Origin of the sequence: uncultured Tenacibaculum sp. (assembly GCF_947499065.1) — a bacterium.
Lineage (GTDB): Bacteria > Bacteroidota > Bacteroidia > Flavobacteriales > Flavobacteriaceae > Polaribacter.
In genome coordinates this window covers 351,259-371,608 of record NZ_CANMMT010000004.1, presented here as the reverse complement: position 1 = coordinate 371,608, position 20,350 = coordinate 351,259, and the positions used below count along the sequence as shown (strand labels likewise).

7 protein-coding genes are annotated in these 20,350 nt (G+C 29.9%); all 7 read right to left on the bottom strand.

Features of this window, described 5'->3' with window-relative positions; all coding sequences use genetic code 11:
- Nucleotides 1–12: 12 nt before the first annotated feature.
- Nucleotides 13–1,365 carry a PKD domain-containing protein gene (locus Q0958_RS11190; RefSeq protein ID WP_299123053.1) on the bottom strand — a complete coding sequence of 451 codons (1,353 nt, stop codon included), beginning with the start codon at nt 1,363–1,365 and terminating at the stop codon, nt 13–15.
- Nucleotides 1,365–8,612 carry a T9SS type A sorting domain-containing protein gene (locus Q0958_RS11185; RefSeq protein ID WP_299123051.1) on the bottom strand — a complete coding sequence of 2,416 codons (7,248 nt, stop codon included), beginning with the start codon at nt 8,610–8,612 and terminating at the stop codon, nt 1,365–1,367. Before Q0958_RS11185 ends, Q0958_RS11190 begins: the two co-directional genes overlap by 1 nt.
- Nucleotides 8,613–8,637: 25 nt before the next feature.
- On the bottom strand, nt 8,638–10,470 hold the full coding sequence (locus Q0958_RS11180) for a hypothetical protein (RefSeq protein ID WP_299123049.1): 1,833 nt from the start codon (nt 10,468–10,470) through the stop codon (nt 8,638–8,640).
- 12 nt (nt 10,471–10,482) lie between these two features.
- Nucleotides 10,483–11,820 carry a hypothetical protein gene (locus tag Q0958_RS11175; protein ID WP_299123047.1) on the bottom strand — a complete coding sequence of 446 codons (1,338 nt, stop codon included), beginning with the start codon at nt 11,818–11,820 and terminating at the stop codon, nt 10,483–10,485.
- Between the two features lie 9 nt (nt 11,821–11,829).
- Nucleotides 11,830–13,905, bottom strand: coding sequence for a hypothetical protein (locus Q0958_RS11170; protein WP_299123045.1), 2,076 nt, complete (start codon nt 13,903–13,905; stop codon nt 11,830–11,832).
- Nucleotides 13,906–13,922: 17 nt separating this feature from the next.
- Nucleotides 13,923–18,653 (bottom strand): hypothetical protein, encoded by a 4,731-nt coding sequence (locus Q0958_RS11165; protein ID WP_299123043.1) that lies wholly within the window; start codon nt 18,651–18,653, stop codon nt 13,923–13,925.
- 258 nt (nt 18,654–18,911) lie between these two features.
- Nucleotides 18,912–20,348 (bottom strand): alpha-amylase family glycosyl hydrolase, encoded by a 1,437-nt coding sequence (locus tag Q0958_RS11160; RefSeq protein WP_299123041.1) that lies wholly within the window; start codon nt 20,346–20,348, stop codon nt 18,912–18,914.
- Between the last annotated feature and the right edge of the window lie 2 nt (nt 20,349–20,350).

Below are 20,350 nucleotides of genomic sequence, written 5' to 3'. Positions count from 1 at the left end.
AACTTTTTCTTCTTATTTAGCTTCTTTTTGAATCTTTATGTCAACAATGATGTATGAGTTTAGTCCGTCTTTAACAAACTCTTTTATTTTAATAGCTCCTTTTCGTTTATCTGCTGTTTCAAAAACAATGATTCTTGGCTTTGTAAGACTGTCAAATTCTTTTAAACCTTCTACTGTTTCATTTACATTTAAATTTTTCAAAAATGTATCATTTTGCATTGCATCAAAACTTGCTACTGATACTGATGTTGAACAATTACATGATTCCTGTTTATTTATAAGTTTCGTTGCTATAGCATTTGGTATCTCTTCAAAAGCTAATGTTTGCGCTTTATCTGGACTTATAAACTTATTAAAAGTGAAACTTTCATTTAATCCAAAAAATACAATATCTATATCTTTTCCTATTTCTGAAGTAATCTCATTTTGTGTATATACTTTTCTTGTTACTGTTGAAAAATATGCTCCAATATTATTATTCTTGTGTGATGTATTAATTCCTAGCTTAATATCTTTAAAAACCCTCAAATTTGTATTTTCATACACTGTAATGGTTTTTGAAACTATTTTTTCATTCTTACTGTTTGAAGCTTTTAGTTTTAAATTATAAATGCCTGGATTTTCTAATATTATTTCAGGATTCTCATTAGTACTTTGAGTTATATTAGCTCCTTCAAAAGTCCATTGATATGCTGTAGCACTTACACTTTTATTCTTAAATGAAACTTTAACTGGTACTTGGTAATCATCGTCTTCAAAAGGTACTGAATATTCAAAGTTTGCTTTTAAAAGCGGTGCCACTTCTATTTCTTTTTCTAATACATACTCTTCCTCTCCATTACTTACTTTTAATATAATTTTATGCTTACCTGCACTAGTAAAAACTATATTCTCTGGATGTTGCTTTTTTGACGTATTTGGTAATCCTCCTTGAAAAAACCAATCGTAAGTTGTAGCTCCTGTTGTTGTATTAATTAATTTAACCGTTACAGGAGAAAAATTATTTTCTAAAACTTCTACTTTGAAATCAATATTTACAGCTGGTTTTACTACTATTTTTTCTTCCTTTATATCTACACTTCCATCTCGATTGGATGCTTCTAATTTTAAAATATACTCTCCTTCTTTTTCATAAGTAATTACTCCTGGGTTTTTTGCGTCTGAAGTTGCTGGTATTCCTCCATTAAAAGTCCATTTATAAGTGTCTGCTCCATCTGTAGTATTAATTATTTTAACTTTAACAGGAACTGTTTTATCGTTTTTAACTATTTCTGTTCTAAAATTTGTAACAACTGGTAAAGCTACTTCATTTACACAAGCTAAAACACTAAAAAGTACGATGATAAAAAATATTACTCTCTTCATTACTTAATTATTACTTTTCTAATTCTTTTTCCTTTTGGTGTTTCCAATAATAATACATAAACCCCTACAGATGTATTCATATCATACTCTATAGTATACTCTTTTTTACCTTTTAAATGTTTATCTACTATTACTGTGTTTGCACTTAAACTATATAAACGCAATGATATTTCGGCTTCCTTTTCTAATTCGACATCTACTTTAAACTTACCCTTATTTGGATTCGAGTACACTTCAAATTCTTTTATAAATGGATTTTTTGAATCTCCAACATCAGATAAATCTCTTGCTTTTAAAACATTTACTGTTTTTGTTGCTATTTTTTTACAATTACCTTCTGTTGCAATTAATGATAAATCATAATTTCCAGGAGCTGGGAAACGTAATACTAGTCCTTCTATTGTTTTTTGAACTATTGTTACATTCGAAGGTATTTTCCATTCAGTATTAGAGCTTATTGGATTTGACACATTAATTATTACAATATCCTCATTTACAAAAGCTTGAGATGTTAAAATTAATTGAGCATCAATTTTCACATCAGATTTAAAAATTTCTATATTCCTAGAAACTAAACATCCTTCTTTTGTTGTTACTGTTAATGTATATTTACCTCCTTCTGATAAAGTTACTATACTCTTATTACTTGTAAAACCATTGTCTGAAGTCCAAGTATATTTCGATACTCCATCCATAGTAACATCATATTCTATTGTTTCTCCAGAACATAAAGTAACTTCATCTGGTACTATATCAAAAACAAATTCCTCTACATTCTTTACTATAATACTCTTTACAATTGTACAACCTTTTTTATCTGTAATTGTAGCTGTATATGTTCCATGACATGCATTAGTTATTAATTTTCCTGTATCTCCTGTATTCCAAACTATGTTGTATGGAGCCAAACCTCCTTCTACTTCTAACTCTACTTTTCCTGTACATGTATTATAGCAAGTTACATTTGTTACTTTTGATGTTACTTTTAATGGTGATGGATTTTTTAATACAATATTTTTATTTGTTTTACATCCATTAGCATCGGTTATAACTACAAAATAACTTCCTAAAGACATATTTTTTAACTCTTTAGTTTTTGCACCAGTACTCCAAAAATAACTGTATGGTTTAGTACCTCCTGTGACATTTGCTGTTATTAACCAATCATTATCAGTTCCACAACTACCTGGTGTACCATCTATTGTAACTTCTAACACATCTGGTTGAGAAACAACAATATTTGCACTCTTTGTTTTATTTCCTTTACTATCTGTTACTTGTAGATAATAACTTCCTATTCCTATATTATCTAATGAAATTCCGTTGGATAGTAAAGTATTATTACTATCGTACCAAAAATAATTATAAGGCTTTATTCCTCCTGCAACTATAGATTTTATTGAAGCTCCTTTATCTCCATTACAAAAGACAATGTTGTCTTGCTTTAAGTTTACTAATAACTTATCTGGTTCGTTTACTTTATATGATACATTTACCTCACAGTTATTTTTATCTCTTAAAGCTAATGTATATGTACCTGCTTTAACATTTAATAAATCTTTTGTCAATGATACGATTGTACCAGATACATCTGTCCATGAATAAACGTATGGCTTAGTTCCTCCACTTACATTTAACGCTATTTTACCATTCGATAATCCAAAACCGCTAACATCTGTTATTGTTTCTTTTACTTCTAATAATAGTGGCTGTGTTATGTTAAAGTCTAAAACTTTGATTCCTCCTGATTCTGTTAAATAACAATCATTTGAATCTTTTATTTGAACTTGATAACTATCGCTCGATAAATTCTCTATTGAAACTGTTGAAGCGAATGAATTCCATGTTCCATAAGCATTAGTTCCTTTTTTTATTCTATAAAAATATCCACCTGTTCCTCCTTTAACGGATAATTCTATACTTCCATCTTTACTCTCAAAACACGATAAATTTTTAAAACTACTTGTTGCAGTTAACAAGGTTGGTTCTGTAAGATTATATACAGTACTTGTTGCATCTATTCCGTTTGCATCTACAACCTTTACATAATAAGATTCTGCTCCTAAATTTGAGATACTTACCGTATTACCAATTACTGCATTTGTTGTTGCATTATACCATGTGTAAGTATTTCCTCCAACTCCTCCAGTAGTTTCTAACTCTAAAACTCCTGATAAATCTCCATGACACTGGATACTCGAAGTCTCTTTTATTGATATTAATAATTTTTCTGGTTCATTTACTTTATATGATACATTTACCTCACAGTTATTTTTATCTCTTAAAGCTAATGTATATGTACCTGCTTTAACATTTAATAAATCTTTTGTCAATGATACGATTGTACCAGATACATCTGTCCATGAATAAACGTATGGCTTAGTTCCTCCACTTACATTTAACGCTATTTTACCATTCGATAATCCAAAACCGCTAACATCTGTTATTGTTTCTTTTACTTCTAATAATAGTGGCTGTGTTATGTTAAAGTCTAAAACTTTGATTCCTCCTGATTCTGTTAAATAACAATCATTTGAATCTTTTATTTGAACTTGATAACTATCGCTCGATAAATTCTCTATTGAAACTGTTGAAGCGAATGAATTCCATGTTCCATAAGCATTAGTTCCTTTTTTTATTCTATAAAAATATCCACCTGTTCCTCCTTTAACGGATAATTCTATACTTCCATCTTTACTCTCAAAACACGATAAATTTTTAAAACTACTTGTTGCAGTTAACAAGGTTGGTTCTGTAAGATTATATACAGTACTTGTTGCATCTATTCCGTTTGCATCTACAACCTTTACATAATAAGATTCTGCTCCTAAATTTGAGATACTTACCGTATTACCAATTACTGCATTTGTTGTTGCATTATACCATGTGTAAGTATTTCCTCCAACTCCTCCAGTAGTTTCTAACTCTAAAACTCCTGATAAATCTCCATGACACTGGATACTCGAAGTCTCTTTTATTGATATTAATAATTTTTCTGGTTCTCCTAAATTAAAAACCTGATTTAACTCACATCCTTTTTTATCTAATACCTGTAATTTATATATACCCGCTGGAATATTTAAAATACTATTTGTAGTACTTATAATATTACCTTTATCGTTTTCCCATTTAAAAGTATATGGTTTTGTTCCTCCTATAACAGAAACTGTAATTTCTCCGTCTGATAAACCTGCACCTGTTGGTCTTCTAAAAACATCTGTAACAATTTTATATTCATCAGGCTCTGTTATTGTAATTGTTTCTTCTTTTCTACATCCATTTTCATCTGAGACAACTACCTTATAAACTCCTTTAGTAATGTTCGATAAATCTTGAGTCTTTTTTCCATTACTCCATATATATGTATAAACTCCTGTTCCTCCTACAACTGTTAAATCAATGCTTCCATCATTACCTCCATAACAATTTACATCTGTCTTTGTATAACTTAATACTACTTCTGCATTCTCCTTTAATTTATAATCTTGAAATGCTGTATTCCCTTTGGAATCTTCTACTATTAATCTGTAATCTCCTGCTTTAGTTGTTAATCCTACTCCTGTTCCTATTACCTTAGTTAAGTTTAACTTATTATACCACTTGTAATCATATGATGAACCCGCTGTTAAAAATCCTCCTGTTACTGTTGAACTTATTGAGCCATCTTCTCCATTACATCGAATCTCTGAATTTAATGATAAAGATAATTCCAGTTTCTCTGGTTGATATATAGTATATTCTTTTATTAATTTACAGCCTTGTGAATCTGTTATTGTCATTTCATAAACAATTCCTGATACAGAACCTGCCAAACCTGTTACATTATTTGAAGTTCCTTTTTCTACACCTGTACTCTTTTCTTTTAAAGAGTAGGTATAAGGTGGTGTTCCTCCTGATACTGTTACATTTACACTTCCGTTTAATAAACCAAATCCACTCGCATCTGTTGTATTTGACCCTGAAATTGATAATCCTGCAGTTGGTTCTGATATCGTTACTGTAACTTCTTTTGTACATCCATTCTCATCTGATACAACTACCTTATAAACTCCTTTAGTAATGCTCGATAAATCTTGAGTCTTTTTTCCATTACTCCATATATATGTATAAACTCCTGTTCCTCCTACAACTGTTAAATCAATGCTTCCATCATTACCTCCATAACAATTTACATCTGTCTTTGTATAACTTAATACTACTTCTGCATTCTCCTTTAATTTATAATCTTGAAATGCTGTATTCCCTTTGGAATCTTCTACTATTAATCTGTAATCGCCTGCTTTAGCTGTTAATCCTACTCCTGTTCCTATTACCTTAGTTAGGTTTAACTTATTATACCACTTGTAATCGTATGATGAACCTGCTGTTAAAAATCCTCCTGTTACTGTTGAACTTATTGAGCCATCTTCTCCATTACATCGAATCTCTGAATTTAAGGATAAAGATAATTCCAGTTTCTCTGGTTGATATATAGTATATTCTTTGATTAATTTACAGCCTTGTGAATCTGTTATTGTCATTTCATAAACAATTCCTGATACAGAACCAGCTAAACCTGTTACATTATTTGAAGTTCCTTTTTCTATACCTGTACTCTTTTCTTTTAAAGAATAGGTATAAGGTGATGTACCTCCTGATACTGTTACATTTACACTTCCGTTTAATAAACCAAATCCACTGGCATCTGTTGTACTTGATCCTGAAATTGATAACTCTGCCAATGGCTCTGTTATCGTAATTGTAGCTTCCAATGGTGTACTTGGACAATTATTAATATCCTGTACTAATACTTTATATTTTCCTGCCTTTTGATTCTCTATTTTCTTTAAAGTTGAAAATACTACACTACTTCCTTCTTTAAACCACTTATAAGTATAATTATTTGCACCTCCAACAGCATTAATTTCTATAGCTCCTGTTGATTGACCTTTACATTTTACATTAGTAATTGTTGGTGTTCCTAATACTACTTTATTAGGTTCATTTAAAGTTATTTCATCAAACGCTTTTATTCCGGCTCCATTTCTATCTGTTATTTGAATTCCATATTTACCTGCACTTAAACCTTGTACTGATGAATTTGTTTTCCCAGAAAGAAATGATTTTGAACCATTTGATAAAATCTCATACCAATGATATTTATATGGTTTTAATCCTCCTACTACAGATACTTCTAACTTACCATCATTATCTCCATTACAAAATAAAACTCCATCTGATGGTATATTAATTGTTGGAACCAATTTATCTGGCTGATTTAATGGTACTTCAACTAATGTATCTGTACAACCTTTTGCATCAGTTACTACTAATGTATATTTACCTGCACCTACGCCAGAAAGGTCTTGAGATGTTCCTACATTTACTCCTAATTTATTTGTCCATTTATAAGTATAAGTCCCATTACCACCTGTTACTGAAACATTTATTCTCCCATCAGTTCCATTAAATGATAATGGATCTTGAGAGTTATCTAATGTAATCGTAAGTTCATTTATTGGTTCTCCAACAGTATATGTTTCTTCTAAAGTACATCCGTTCTTATCTGTAACAACAACTTTATAATTACCTTTTGACAAACCACTAATATTTTTTGTCTTAGCATTATTTGACCATAAGTATAAATATGGAGGTGTTCCTCCTCTTACATTTGTTAAATTTATTTCTCCATCATTACCCCCTTTACAGGAAACATTTTTAATTATTTTAACAATAGATAAATTTTCCGACGGTTGATCTATTACAGCAACATTAGATGTTTTTGTTTCTACCGTTTTACTATTATAAATAACTTTTACTTCTACTTTATAATAACCTACTCCTTTTGTTATAGAGCTTCCCGTATCTGATAATGTTGAAATAATACTTCCTGAAGCGGTAGTTTTATACCATTTATATTTATAAACATTACTTGCACCTCCTTTAACAGCTGCTGTAATTGTCCCTGTAGATTCTCCAAAACATTTTACATCCGTTTTTGTCAAATTAATTTCTAAAACATCTGGATCTGTTATAGCTACTGCTTTACTTTTAGTACAAACAGTTGTTTTGTCTACAATTTTAAATATATAATTATCTTTTTTTAATCCCTCAAACTTAACTGTTCCTCCATCTGAAACAATACTTCCAGATAAATTTACACCTGTTAAACTTGTTCCTTTAAATGTATATGTATATCCACTCGTTCCTCCATTAATCCTATATTCCACAAAACCATCTGAGGCTCCTGTCGAAGTTGTATTCCCTTGATCTATTTGACTTATAGATAATTCTTTAGATGGTCCTCCAATCGTAATTCCTGTTTTTAATGTAGTTCTACATTTATTACCATCTTCAATTAAAATTGTATAATTATTTGCTGCTTTTTTACCATTAATAATCTTAGTTCCTGTAAATGCCCCAGGTACTTCAACTCCATTTAAAAACACTTTATATGGAGATGTTCCTCCTGTAGGAGTTACTTTTATTGTTCCATTACTATCTCCAAAACATGTAACTTTTGTTGTTACAATATTACTTGAAGGTAAATCTAAAACACTTGGTTGAGATAAATTTTGAGTAGTAAATTTCTGGATGTATTTATCATTAACTGTAACTTTATAAGTACCATTTTTTAAATTATAAAAAATAATTTGCTTATAAGTATCTTTTGAATGCGCTAAATACGCTGTTTTAACTGGTGTAGTACCACTATTTTTATATAACTTTATTGTATAATTACCAGAAGCAGGTGCTACACCTCCTTTTACAATTACCTTTATAGAACCATCTCCTCCATTACAGGGTATTCCTAAATTTACAGATGCGTTAATTTCTAATAGTTTTGGATTTTTTAACTCTATTTGTTTGACTACTTTATTACAAGATAACCCTGAAGAATACTTATCATCCCTTAATTCTACCTCATACACACCTGAACTCAAACCTGTTATGGTTTTTTGTCCTTCACTTTCTGTTATAATACCTCCTCCTGGAGTTGGGGTTATTAAAACATTATTTTTCTTTATTATATAAGTATAATCTGCCCAACCTCCACTAGGCACTATAGTTAACTCTCCTTGGTTTGAATTATGGAACTCTAACTCTTTAACTGATAAACCTAAATTTAATTTTTCTTTAGGCCCATTTATATCTATTTCATAATAAATATTATTATTATCACTAGGGTCAGCAGTTTGAGAGTATACACCTGATACACTCGTTATTATTAATAAATTAAATAATAGTAATTTTATTTCTTTACTCATAACAGTTATATTCTTTATGAAAATATTATCTCGCATAACAATTTTTACTATCCTGTACTTTGATTCTATATTTCTTTTTCTCTAAACCATTTATAATTATACTTGGCCCTGTAAATTCTGTCCAATTTCTATAAAGTGTTACAGAAGTTCCGTTTACTTGATAAATAATGTACTTATATTTGGTTGTTTCTCCACTTGTAATATTTAATTGTATTTTCCCATCACCAGACTCAAAACAATTTTCATCATTTAGTTTTGTTGCTTTAAAATTTACTTTTGTTGCTCTTAAAACTGAAAATGGTTGAGACTCTTCAGCTGTAGTCCAAGTAATATCTCCACTAGGTAATTCTTGATTAAGATCTTTTAATGTTTGATATTTAACTTTATATACTTCATTAGGATCTAAAAACCCATTATTTAAACCTTTCCATGTGTAACTATAAGTCCCGTTTGAATTATCTGTTAGAGTTTCAACTTTTTCTTGCTTATAAAATTTAAATTTATTGTCTGAAAAATCTTTAAAATACACAGATAAAAACATTCTTTCATTAATTAACTGTCTATCAAAATTTATTTTAAAAGTACCATCAATACTATAATTACAAGTAGTTTTTATCGGTTCAGGTTCATTTGCTAATTTTGGAGCACATGGAAAAACTGTAAATGTTGTTGCCTTTGAACATAAATAAGGAGCCTTCGAACAATCAGCGTTTTTATAATATTTAATTCTGATTTTTACATTTTTATTAAGTGAAGCTCCTGTTAATTTTGAATAATCTAAATCAAAATAACTTTCTCTTCTTGCGTATGGTAATAAAGTTTTAAAATTCAAACCATCTACTGAATATAAAACCTCATAACTTGAAGTTTCATTACAATCATTAACATAAACCCTAAAGGGTTCACATACTTTTAATTCAGGACTACCAGAACCAAAATTTGTTTTATTATTATTTATTTGACGTAAATCACTATAAATACGATAAAAATTCAAATAATTTATTTTAACAGTACTACAAGAGTTAAATAAGTATTTATGCAATAAACAACCAGAGTTTTCATTTATCTTAACATTCTCTGTAGAATAAATTGTACTAAATCTATTTAACCCTCCGTCATTTTGATCTACACACTTTAAAAGAGAATTTGTTTTAAACATCATATCAACACGCCCGCTAATTTTGTTTAAAGGATCTTTAAATCTAACTATACTATCGTATTTTTTATTTTTTATAGATAATGGGTCTGATTCATATGCATCAAATACATCATCTTTATAAATCATTTTACTTTCTACTCCAGTTTTTAATGTTAAATCAAAATTTGCATTATACGCATCAAACTTTATACGATTCAAAGATTTATTATGCAAATCGATATTATACTCGATTTTATAATTATAATCTTTTTTAACTGTCAATACCTCAATATCAAATTTAACATCAATAATAGCTTGTCCTCCACCATTATCATAAGCAGCCATATTTCCTGTAGCAATACCGTTTGTATAACTTAAAACACTGCTAGTTTTATCTACAGACGCTGTATATCCATTACATGTTCCTATCCCATCTTGTTCGTGTATAAAAGAAGTAAAGCGAATACTTTTAGGTTTTTTTATTAAAAACCTATTAAATAATTCTGCTTCTTTTATTATTCTGGTATGATTAGTAAAATACAGTCTATCTGATGTATTATCTTCATAATTAACCCAAATAGCTATATGTTTGGCTGTCCCACATTGCCCACTTTTAGCCTTCATCCAATAATCAAAATTTTTAATTTTCAACTGATAATTATACTGTTGAGCATACCCCAATGCGTGAATAAAAAATATTAGATAAACTATTCTTTTCATTTGATTACTATTTTATCTTGCAAAACAATCTTTGCTATCTTGTACCTTAATTCTATATTTCTTTTTCTCTAACCCTTCAATAATTACCATTGGTCCTGTAAACTCTGTCCAATTCCTATAAAGTGTTACAGAAGCTCCATTAACTTGATAAATTATGTACTTATACTTGGTTGTTTCACCACTTATTATTTCTAATTTAATTTTTCCATCTCCAGACGTAAAACAATTTTCATCATTTAGTTTTTTTGCTTTAAAATTCACCTTTTCGGCAGGTAAAACTGTAAAAATATTAGACTCAGTCACACTTGCCCAACTTGGATCTGTGTGAGGTATTTGACCTCCTCCTTTAAGTGTTTGGTATTTAAGCTTATAATTACCTGGAGGTAAATTACCTTTCCATCTATAGCTATAAGTTCCATTAGAATTAGGCATTAAAACCAAAGTTTCTTCTTGACCATTTGGAGCTATATTATAGTTATTAGGTGTATATTCATAGTAAAGTGTCGCAATTAGTTTTTCTGTTGCTACTAAATTTCGATTTACAGTTAATGTAAAAGTTCCATCTTCTGAATAACTACAAGTTGTTTTTTCTGTAACTGGCGGGTTATTTACTAATTTAGGTGAACATTCTGTTAATTGAATTGTATATCTACTTACAGAATAAATTTTATCATTAGTGAAAGGTGCTGTGAATCTAAAACGTAATTGTAAATTTCCACTAAAGTTATTTCTCCAATTAGCGCCAAAAACATCTAGTAAACTAACATTTAAAGGATATCTATCTTTGAATTTAGGTAATGACTCCCATAAATTAGATTTATTTCTATACTCCCAAACTAAACCTGATACATTATGGTTTTTTCCATCTGAATGTTGAGGAAAAATATCCTGTTCTTCACACCTTCTATCTAAAGGTGCAATTATTTTTGGTAATAAAACAGCTTTATAACTTAAAGGTAAACAACTTTCTGCTCCACATACTATAGGGTCTGGTCCTGTATATGTAATCAATTCTGTATCAAAAAAATTTAATACTCTATTTACTTCTTTTCCTATACAAGCTTCCTGAAATTGCCCACAAGGCCCACTACAATTATCATAAGGATCATCATTATAACCTTCACCATAATCAACTATCAAATTAGCATTATTGTTTGTTATAGAATATTTTCCTTTTGGATGACTCAAAGTATAGCTATATCCATAATCTCCTATTCTACAATCGTTATTTCCATACTTACTACTTGGGGTATTGTTTACAGGAAACTTAGTTAAAACGTACAATTCAGATTGTGAAAAGATTGAAATAGATGTTAACAAAAAAAGTATACAAAGTATTTTTATTTTCATAGGCAATATCTAGTATTTTACTTCAATTCTTTTAATTTGACCTAAACTACCATCAATAAATACTGGACGTATTATATATGTATATATATTATTTGGCTTTACATCTTCATCTACTATTCTATTTATTGCTGGTAACACATTTCGCAATAAAGACATTTTCTTTCCTTTGGCAGCTTTATAAATCATTAATTCAACTATAGACTTTTCATTTACAACCTTCCAAAACAACTCTATAAAAGCATTTTTTTTATCGACATAACTCCCTATACTTTTAACACCATTAAGCAACTCAAACCTTGGAACTTCAATTGTTAATGGTTTAGTATTTAGTGATTTTAACTTGCTTTCATCTACTGCTTTGATTAAGTACTGATAATTCACTGCTCCTTCTACATTTGTATCCTTCCAATCTGTATACTCTACCTTAAGAGAATCTTTTGGTAACGTTGCTATTAAATTCCATTTAATACTATCTCTAACTTTTCTATATACTTCATGTTTAGCCACATCATCACTTTGACTATTTGCCCAAGTTAGATGTACTTTATCTTTTACTACTTCATAAAACGTAATTAAAGGTGGAGCTGGAGGTATAAAATCTGGCTTTTTTAGTGTTAATACATCTGAATATTTAGACATATTATACCTTTTGTCTACAGCAACAATTTTATAATACACTTTATTATTCAAACTCTTAACTGAAACGCTATCATAAAATTTTGTTCCTAAATGAGGATTTACTGTAAGTTGACTATATTCCTCATCTTTATTGTTACCTCTAAAAACTCTATAACCTAGCATATCTGGCTCTAGGTTTGGCTTCCATTTTAAAGTAACTACTCCTAAACTATCTACCTTACCTTCCAGACCTATTGGTTTTACTGGAGGTATTGAATCAACTGGCTGAACTAATACAGGATACGATGTTCTACTATTTCCTTCTTTACCAATAGCTGTAATAGTAAAATAATTAGTAGGATCTAATTTATCATATCTTATTTTTCTTTTATTGATTGGTATATTTCTTATAACTGTTTTATAATTTCCATCGGCTTTATTACTCTTATTCAATTCAAAACTTTGAATAAAATCATTTCCTTCTTTTAGAAATTCCCACTCAAGTATTACACTTTTATTATCATTTATTATTTCTTTTGTACTTATTTTAGGTACATAGGCCAATACTTTTATTCCTTTTCCTGAAATTATTTCTGAAGGTGGACTTAATTCTCCAAATGGTGTTCTTCCTTTTACTCTATAATAATAAGTTTTATTATTAGCTATTGAGTCTACATAATATATTCTTTTGGTATCAACTCTACCTCCACTATTTAATGTCGTATAAGGTAGTTTATTAACTCTATTAAATATCTTTCCATCTTCTGACCTCTCTATAAAATAACTATTATACTCTTGTTTATAAATCGCATAATTCCAATTCAACATTACTTTATTATCAGTAAAAATTGCTGCTAAATCTAATGGTTTTGGTAGTTTAGTATAATCTTGTAACCCTATAAAAACCCCACCACTTTTTATATTCATTTCATTTGTAGGTACTAAAGAAAATACTTTATAAACATATTTTTCTGTGGGTTTTACATTCAAATCTTCAAAACCTAAACCAGCTAATTTTGCAACATTAAAATCCTGATCAGCTACATATAAACCCCATGTAAAACGCTGTTCTTGTTCTTGAGACATATTTATTATTCCTTGTAATGTCCCCACTCCTTGAACATCAAAATTATCTCCAAATAACGATTGTGCCATAATAGCTGCATTATTATTTTTCTCTATAACTTTTAACCATTCATTTGGTTCAGCTGGTTTAAAAACACCTAAATCTTTTTCAATTGGCTTTGTTAATGTTTGCCCACTTATACTAATAGTATATCGTTTTAATTTATAACCATACTTACTCAATTTTCTAAATGCCATAGGTGTAGTTGGTCCCCAGCGTAATAATATTTTATTACCACTTTGGGGTCTAGCAAGAACTTTTATTTCATTCTCATTTGAGTTTTTTTGTGAAAAACTTAATAAAGTAGATAAAGTAAAAACTACGATTAAAACAGATTTCATTTTGTTATAAAATAGCATTAAAATTGGTTTTTATATTTAAATATTGCGCTAGTTCCTGTTATATTACCTGGCATTACGTATTGCATCTTCACTTTGTATTTCCCTGATCTAATTGCTGGAAAAACTCCATCAATTATATAACTGTACTTCTTTATTTCCGAAGCATACTTAGTAGGGTTATCTATATATTTGTTTACAACTTTGTACTGTATATCTACAAAATCTTTCTTGTAATAATAAGGTAAATGATATCTATAAGGCATTCTCGAATCTAATAACGAAAAATTAGGTCTTTCTCTTAAATAAGGTACATACCATGTTAGAATATCTACTCCCCTTTTAGGAGGTATCCCAAGTTTATCTACATCTCTATTTACTGTAAATTCAGGCTCTAAAGGATATTGTTGATATATAAGTTGATAAATTCTATTTTTATAATAAGAATCATCTAATGTTGCTTCTACTAATACTAGTGGTTTTCCTTCTGTAAATTTATCTCCTTCTAACTCTGCAATATCAAATCTCTCAGAACTCCTAACATCTGTTTGTATTGCATGGACATCTGAATAAATTGGTTCTAGATAATGTTCAACAGCATGCTTATTTTCAATTTTATCTTCAAAAGTATCATATGCACTTGTCTTAAAAGTATATTTCAAAATTTCTGTTTCAACATTATTTTTCACTACCGTTTGCACATTTTTATTTTTCACCTTCACTGTGTTCCCTTCATAACCAGGATTTTTCTCAGTATAAGTCACACCGTTTTCTGAACTTTCTTGACTAGCTGGAAAGCTTACAATTTTTAATGTATACTTTTTTATATTATTTAACTTACTAAGCTTAAAATTAACTTGCCTGCCTCCTTTATCATAAGTAACTGTATTATCTACAAGATGTCCTTCTTCATTTTCATAACGAACTCTTTGAGTCCATTCTGTTTCTGGTTTAAATAAATAAGGTTGTCCTCTTTTTAACTTTACATAACCATGTGAACTCTCTTTTTGATAAAAATATGATTGCTCTATTACTGGATATGTATAAACAATATTCTTAGTGGGTATATAGTCTGGCGCTTCTCCTGTTATAAAAGTTCTCTCTTCTATCTCTTGCGCTTTCTTTCCTTTATGCATAAGTGTAACCCATGCTCCTGACTTTAATTCTTGAAAACTTACTGCTACTTTTACCTTGATAGTTGATTTAGGTGGCAATACATCAAACGAAACATAATTTACAACATCATTAGAATCATTCCACTCTAACTCTCCAACTACTTCAGTTCCTTCTTTTGTAACGGTAAATTCGTCTAACAAAATTCTATAGGTTTTAACCCCTTCATCATCTTCTAAATCAAAAGGCTTGTTTATTTTCATATTAAATGCTGCTTGGGGTGTTGTGAAAACATCTACATCTGAAGATTCATTATCAGGACTTACTCCTGATATAATTTTTAAACCTCCCAGCGGTGCTCCTCCCACTATTTCACATTCATCTCCTAATTCTATTTTAAACCTAAATCGCCCACTAATTAATCCTCCTAACACACTAAAATGACCTCCTACATACCCTCTAAACCAAGCTGGATTTGGTAGCTTTGCTTGTAATAATACTGCTGCTCCTGCTTTTAAGATTGGGATTTTAGCTTTATAAAACCATAAATTTACTTTTATACCTAACTCTCCTTCTAAATATGCATATGCCTGTCCGTTTGCATACCATCCATCAATTCCAATTTGACCACTTCCTTTACATGCTGTTTCTCCATAATCTTTGATCATTATATCAAATCCAACTCCAGCTCTCAGACGCGCATAAAATATTAAGAAATTCATTTCTCCTGTATCTACGCTCAAATCCATTCCAATAGCAAAACCTCTACCATCTCCTAATGCATTTAGATCTCTCATATAATCTAAATCATTTAGTTTTACTCCTAAAATATCTGCTACCGCTTGAGGTGGTGGTGGACTTCCTGGGATTTTATCTCCGATCATTAAATAAGTTGTTGCTTTAACACTAAAAGCTCCAATTCCTACTCTTAAACCAATCCGATCTTTTGGTTTCCCCATGTGTAAATACCATCCATCTGGACCTGCATGAAAAACTGCCCAACCTGCTCTACCTCTTGGACCAACTCCACTAAAAAAGTTTCCTGGTGTATTTAAATACACTTCCATTTCACTATGAAAAGAGTTGTTTACAAAATCCATTTCCATAGAAAAATGAGCATCAATCCCCATATCAAAACTTAATCCATCTTGAGGGAAAGACACCTTACTATATTCTACTAAATTAGTTTCTTTTAATTTTTGAATTATTTTATTGTTAGCTCCAAAATTGTTGATTTTATTTTCCATTTCGGTAAGCTTCTTCTTAAACTCATCTCCGAATTTAATATTGATTCCTTTCATTATATGGCCTTCACCAAAAAAGAAAATTCTATTTAACCCCCCATGGTTATTAAAATCTATTTCAAACCCAACTTTTCCATTAAAAGCTTTTTCATTAGGTAAATTAAACCCAATCATTGCTCTAAAACCTAACCCATTCTCTGCATAAGGAGTATAATCCATTCCTGATGGTGGTTTAGGTGTTATTACTGGAACAGGGTTTCCATCTTTATCTAGTTCTCCTTGATATACTAATTTTGGAGCATTTGATGTTTTCTTCATATGATAGTAAGCTCCTCCACCGATACCATTTACTTGAGTAGGTCCTATCATTGGTTTTGTTGATAAATTTGAAAGATCTGCATATGCATCTACATACCAGTATCTTATATCTGTTTTACCAAACCAAGCTGTTGCTTTTACCTTTATATTGTTAAAATCGGCATTTAATTCGCCATAAATTCCATTACCATATACAGGATCATTCTCTTTTACATCGGCAAAACCTTCAAATTTTACTTTTCCTAAATCGGCCTTTATATCAATTCTATGTAATTTTATTTTTTCAAATTTCCAACTCTGAATTTTTTCTTTTTCTTCAAAACTTCCTACTATTTCTAAATCTGTCTTCCCTCTAAATCCTTTACGCATTAGATTTACATCTAACTTAAATTTTAAAGAGGCTATTTTATCATTTGTTGCAACACTAACATCAGATATTGTTACTGGAAATCCAGAGAAATTTGAATCTCCTTTATACCCCATATGGTCAACTGAAATATATGGTGACTCAGTTTGTAATTGAAGATTTTCAAATGTTACTCCTTTAAAATTAATTAGTTTCTTTCCTACATTATTTCCTCCTTTAATGTTTAAGCTACCATATAAATTTGCTTTAGGACGAAATTTTCCATCTTTAACTTTTAATGTAATTTTGGAATTAGATTTTAAATGTGCCTGAGCTGCAAAAACAGGAAAGTGTACTCCATTTTTTGATAAAGGCTCTACTGCTAAACTGTACTCATCATTACCTACATCGATAATAGCAGTATATTTCATAGCTTTTTTTACACCTTTTACATGCTCTGTCTGATTTACTATATCTTCAGTAGTTAGTTTTCCTGTTAAAGGCAAACCTATATGTCCTCCAAAACCTGCACCTGTAATATCTCCTGCTATAAAAGAAGCATATAAATCTGTTACTGATATTGGCCAACCAGAAGCAGAACCTTGCTCTATTGTTAACAAATTTTCAACACCAAATCTACCTGTTAACCCTTCTCCATCTATTAAAAATCCTTCCGCAGAGAATTTAAGTCTATTACTTTCATTTCTTTTTGCAAATTCTTTAGGCAACGTTACTTTTATTTTTTCAATAGCAACTCCTTTCCATAACTCTTCATTACCTGGTATTAAATACTTCTCTTTATACCCTTTTGGGAATTTTACTTTTTCAGAATTTCTTAAATCTGAAAAATCAAAAACAGCATTTTCAACCTCAAAAATAAATCCTCCTTTACCTAGTTTATTTACGGAACCATTTCCCGTTTCTTTTTTTCTTATATGAAATGGATAATTAAAATCTACTTCTGCTAAAATATCATTCCAATCACTTGCTTTTGCTTTAAATGAACCTCTTACCTTCGCCTTTTTATCTTTAACTACCGTATAATCTGGATTAAGAGGCTCTATCATCTTTCTAGAAAAAACGACATCAGCTGCAATACCAAATTCTTTAATTCCAGAGCAATCAATAGATACATAAGTATTATCTTCTTTTGCCCCTGTTTTCATATCAAAATTTCCTTTCAGTTCTAAAAAAGCATTGTTTCCGTTAATAGGTATAGCCACATCTCCTAATAAAGAAATATTCATATCTCCATAAATTCCCCCTTTATGAGATATTTTTACATTATCTGCTCCAAAAAACAGTTCTTTTTGCTTTCCGTTAGCCCCTACTTGTGGTATTGCTATTTTTAAAAATAAAGTTACTTCGGTATAATTAGGATAAAATTTTGCTTCACTAACCCCCATTATAGTTGTGCATGTTCCAATTTTTTTCTTCACCCCTATAGGCAAACTAATCATATCATCTGCCCCCAATACACCAGTATAACTACCCGAACTAGCAATACTATTGAATAGTGCTTTAGCTTTTCCTATAAGGCTATCTGCCTCTGCTGCTACTGGGTAATTTTCTTCTAAATACTTATAATTAAATTCTCCTTTAACTTTTGATGAAAAAGAAAATGCTTTAGATAATTCTTTCTTAACAGAAATACTATCTATAGGATTCAAATTGCTTGAAAATATTGTATATGTAAAAAGTAAAAAAAAGAATAGTAAACTTTTTTTCATAGCTATAAGGGGTTATTTTAATGAAACACAGCGTACAAAACTACAGATTACCAGCTGTAAAAACAAAAAAAATTAACAAAAATTTTAACATAATTATTTTAGGGTGTAAAGATATTTTTACAATCTTAAATTAATAAGATGAATGTTTATTCTAAATTTCTTGTAGAAATAATGATAAAGCCATAAACAATCCTCACACTTATAATAAAACAATTTTTACTCCATAAAAAAACCAAGCATTTAGCTTGGTTTTTATTATTATTTCTTTATTAATATTTTATACTCCCATGGTTCTAATGGAATTTCTTCTCCAGTTAGCTGAATTTCTTCTCCCGACATATAATCAACAAAACTTCCTTCATATTGAATACTTTCTTTAATTGGTTGCTTTGATAGATTTCCTATAAATACCACTTCTTTATCACCTTTTTTTCTTGAGAATACTAAAGCTTCTTTGGTTGCATCAAATAAATCATATGACGCTGCTACTTTTCCTCCACTTAAAGCTACATTAGCTGTTTTAAGCTCTCCTAATTTTTTTAATAAATCCCACTCTTTTCCTTTTGTATGCGGAATAGAATCTTTTTCAAAAAACTTTAATCTGTGATCTAATCCATATTCTTGACCAGAGTATATTAATGGCATTCCTGGAGCTACATAAGTTAATGCTGTAAAAAGCTCTGCAGCATCTCCCATTCTTTCTTTAATTGTACCATTCCAAGAGTTTTCGTCATGATTGGTTACAAAGTTCATTAGAATATCATCTTTTTCATACAAAGTATCTATTTGTACCATTCTTTTATTCCAATCTTTTACACTTTCTTCTCCCTTTGCAATATGATTCATTCTATGGTGTGTATCCCATCCATATCCCATATCAAACAAACCTTCTTTCATTAATTCTGGTTCCCAAGCTTCTGCTAACATAAAAATGTCTTTTTTAGCTCTTAATTGCGGAATTGCTTCTTGCCAAAAGTCAGTAGGTACTGATCCTGCAACATCACAACGGAATCCATCTACTCCTTCTTTTGTAATCCAATATTGCATGTCTTTTACCATCTCTTTACGTAGCTCTTTGTTATCGTAATTTAAATCTGCTACATCTGCCCAACCTACTGGTGTTCCATCTTCATTTAAAGGATCTGTAATTTCTCCTTTATCATTTTTAGTATAAAATTCTGGATTTGTTTTTAACCATGTATGATCCCATCCTGTATGATTTGGCACCCAGTCTAAAATAACATACATATTATTTTCGTGTGCTGTTTTTACTAACTCTCTAAAGTCTTCTATAGTTCCAAACTCTGGATTTATCTTAGTAAAATCTGATACTGCATAATAACTTCCTAATGCTTTTGCTTGTTCTTTTGGATCGGTTAATTTGGATGCAAAATCTCCTCCTGTTGCTTTTCTTTTTGTTTGTGAAATTGGGAAAACTGGCATTAACCAAATAATTTTCACTCCTAATTCCTTTAACTGAGGAATGTCTTTTGTAAACTGTTCAAATGTCCCTTCTTTTGAATATTGACGAATATTTGCCTCGTATATAATAGCATTCTCCATCATTTCATTTGTAACTGGAGCTATTGAAACTTCTTTTGTTTCTTTTACCTCTTTTTTAGCTACTTCTTTTTTCTCTGTTTTACAAGCAAACAACATTGCTGCTACTAAAAAAATACTAATTGTTTTTTTCATTC

What these genes read in the sequence shown, in the direction of transcription:
- Q0958_RS11190 (WP_299123053.1), bottom strand. Translation starts at nt 1,365, where the DNA reads ATGAAGAGAGTAATATTTTTTATCATCGTACTTTTTAGTGTTTTAGCT.
- Q0958_RS11185 (WP_299123051.1), bottom strand. Translation starts at nt 8,612, where the DNA reads ATGAGTAAAGAAATAAAATTACTATTATTTAATTTATTAATAATAACG.
- Q0958_RS11180 (WP_299123049.1), bottom strand. Translation starts at nt 10,470, where the DNA reads ATGAAAAGAATAGTTTATCTAATATTTTTTATTCACGCATTGGGGTAT.
- Q0958_RS11175 (WP_299123047.1), bottom strand. Translation starts at nt 11,820, where the DNA reads ATGAAAATAAAAATACTTTGTATACTTTTTTTGTTAACATCTATTTCA.
- Q0958_RS11170 (WP_299123045.1), bottom strand. Translation starts at nt 13,905, where the DNA reads ATGAAATCTGTTTTAATCGTAGTTTTTACTTTATCTACTTTATTAAGT.
- Q0958_RS11165 (WP_299123043.1), bottom strand. Translation starts at nt 18,653, where the DNA reads ATGAAAAAAAGTTTACTATTCTTTTTTTTACTTTTTACATATACAATA.
- Q0958_RS11160 (WP_299123041.1), bottom strand. Translation starts at nt 20,348, where the DNA reads ATGAAAAAAACAATTAGTATTTTTTTAGTAGCAGCAATGTTGTTTGCT.